This is a genomic window from uncultured Allobaculum sp., from assembly GCF_948576815.1.
In the GTDB taxonomy this organism is placed as follows: Bacteria; Bacillota_I; Bacilli_A; order Erysipelotrichales; family Erysipelotrichaceae; genus Allobaculum; species Allobaculum fili.
Genome location: NZ_CAPAEZ010000117.1, coordinates 1 through 2,751 on the forward strand (window position 1 = coordinate 1; position 2,751 = coordinate 2,751).

The following is a 2,751-nucleotide window of genomic DNA, read 5'->3' on the forward strand; positions in this document are numbered from 1 at the left end:
TTGGAAAAACCTACGTTGGAAAATCCAACGCAATTAAATAAAGATATACAAAGAACTGACTTACCAAAAAAAGAAAAAATAATTACTGATGAACAAAGTACCCATTCCATTCCTATCCTTTCCCCTAACCCCTCTCCTTGCAGAGAAGCGGCTACGCCGCCGGAACGGAAAGGAACGGAAGCGGCAGCACAGAGCGCAGTTGATATATACCGGGAAATCATCAAGGACAATATCGACTACCACATTCTCAAACAGGACATGAAGTTTGACAGTGACAGGCTTGACGAGATTGTAGACCTCATGCTTGAAACCGTATGCACCGCCAGAAAGCGGGTACGGATTGCGGGGGACGACTACCCGGCAGAGCTTGTGAAGTCAAAGTTTATGAAACTGGACGGCGAGCATATCCGCTTTGTGCTTGACTGTATGCGGGAGAACACAACGAAAATCCGCAACATCAAGCAATATCTGAAAGCAGCCCTTTTCAACGCCCCGTCCACTATCGGCAATTATTACACTTCCCTTGTCGCCCATGACATGGCAAGCGGCGCACTGTCACCGAAAAAGCCGCAGTACGGCGACCCGGACTATTATTCATGCAACGAGGGCGAAAGCCTGTAACCACCCACAACCACAAAAGGAGGATTTTATTATGGCACAGAAAATGACAGGAGCATTGGTATTTGACGAGCGCACCGACCGTTACGACATTCGCTTTGACTTAAACAGCTACTACGGGGGCTTGCATTGCGGCGAGTGCTTTGACGTATTCGTGCGGGGCAAGTGGAAGCCGACCCGGATTGAGTACGGCGACAACTGGTATCTTGTGGGTATCAGAGCCGAGGACTTGAACGGGCTGCGGGTGCGTATCTGACCGCCGCCCCATAAAGAAACGCGAAAGGAGGACGCGACAAATTGCAGGACGAAGTAAACGAAAAGACCATAGCCCTTTACATCAAGACCGGGAAGCTGACCGCCCAGACGCTCCAAAAGGCAATGAAAGCCATACTGTCAAAGGGAAAAAAGCAGCTTTCCAAACCGCCACAGGGCAAGCAGAGCTTAAAGCAGCTTATGAAGCAGAACGCGGGCGTTTCCAACATTGAGATTACCGAGGGCAATATCAAAGCCTTTGAGAGTACGGCGAAAAAGTACGGTATCGACTTTGCGCTGAAAAAGGACGCGACGGAAAGCCCGCCCCGCTATCTGGTTTTCTTCAAGGGGCGGGACGCGGACGTGCTGACCGCAGCCTTTAAGGAATTTTCCGCAAAGAAGCTGACACAGGAGAAAAAGCCCTCTATCCGAAAGCTGCTCTCTACCCTCAAAGAAGCCGCACAGGGCAAGAACGCGGAACGGGCAAAGGTCAAGAACAAGGACAGGGAGGTATCGCTATGAAGCCGGAAATCAAGAAGCTGCTTATCCTAAATCTCCCGTATCTGCTCTTTGTCTGGCTCTTTGATAAAGTGGGCGCGGCTGTCCGGCTATCCCCCGGCGCGGACGCAAGCGCAAAGCTGCTACATCTTGGGGACGGTTTTACCGCCGCCTTTTCCAGTATCGCGCCGAGCTTCCACCCGGCAGACTTAGCTTTAGGCATTGCGGGGGCGGTCATTGTCCGGCTGATTATCTACACCAAAGGCAAGAACGCGAAGAAATACCGCCGCGGGACAGAATACGGTTCGGCGCGTTGGGGCGGGGCTGACGATATAAAGCCATACACAGACCCGGTATTTGAGAATAATATCCCCTTAACGCAGACGGAACGGCTCACCATGAACAGCCGCCCGAAGCAGCCGAAATACGCAAGAAACAAAAATATCCTTGTAATCGGCGGTTCCGGCAGCGGCAAGACCCGGTTCTTTGTGAAACCGTCGCTCATGCAATGTACGTCAAAGGATTTTCCAACGTCGTATATCGTCACTGACCCGAAAGGAACACTGATTTTGGAAACCGGGAAAATGTTGCAGCGGTACAAATACCGTATCAAAGTGCTAAATACGATTAACTTCAAAAAATCCATGAAATACAATCCCTTTGCCTATCTGCGGAGCGAAAAGGACATTTTGAAGTTAGTCAATACCATTATCGCCAACACCAAAGGCGACGGGGAAAAATCCGGCGAGGATTTCTGGGTGAAAGCGGAAAAGCTCTACTACACCGCACTAATCGGCTATATCTGGTATGAAGCCCCGGAGGACGAGAAGAACTTCACGACGCTGCTTGAAATGATAAATGCGTCGGAAGCCCGCGAGGACGACGAGGACTTCCAGAACCCGGTTGACCTCATGTTTGAACGTCTGGAAGAAAAAGACCCGGAACATTTTGCAGTCAAGCAGTACAAAAAATACAAACTTGCGGCGGGCAAGACCGCAAAAAGCATACTTATCTCATGCGGCGCGAGGTTAGCCCCATTCGACATTAAGGAGCTGCGGGAGCTTATGGAAACCGACGAAATGGAGCTTGACACCATAGGCGACAGAAAGACCGCCCTTTTCGTCATTATCAGCGACACCGACGACACCTTTAACTTTGTCGTGAGTATTCTCTACACACAGCTATTCAACCTCTTGTGCGACAAAGCAGATGATGAATACGGCGGGCGGCTTCCCGTCCATGTAAGGTGCTTACTTGATGAATTTGCGAATATCGGGCAGATACCGAAGTTTGAAAAGCTCATTGCAACGATACGGAGCCGGGAAATATCCGCGTCAATCATCTTGCAGAGCCAGTCACAGCTAAAGGCAATCTACAAGGACA

General features: G+C 50.3%; 4 protein-coding genes. All 4 read left to right on the plus strand.

The annotated features are described in order from the left end of the window. Positions 1-621 (plus strand): DUF6017 domain-containing protein (locus Q2J39_RS10555; protein WP_300968160.1); only part of this gene is annotated, 621 nt, incomplete at its 5' end. Positions 622-652: 31 nt separating this feature from the next. Further along, complete coding sequence (locus Q2J39_RS10560) at positions 653-874, plus strand: DUF5348 domain-containing protein (RefSeq protein ID WP_002569164.1); 222 nt, start codon at positions 653-655, stop codon at positions 872-874. 41 nt (positions 875-915) lie between these two features. After that, positions 916-1,392, plus strand: a complete 477-nt coding sequence (locus Q2J39_RS10565; RefSeq protein ID WP_004607524.1) for a PcfB family protein — start codon at positions 916-918, stop codon at positions 1,390-1,392. Then, positions 1,389-2,751 (plus strand): VirD4-like conjugal transfer protein, CD1115 family (locus tag Q2J39_RS10570; RefSeq protein WP_300968161.1); only part of this gene is annotated, 1,363 nt, incomplete at its 3' end. The genes Q2J39_RS10565 and Q2J39_RS10570, both read left to right, overlap by 4 nt.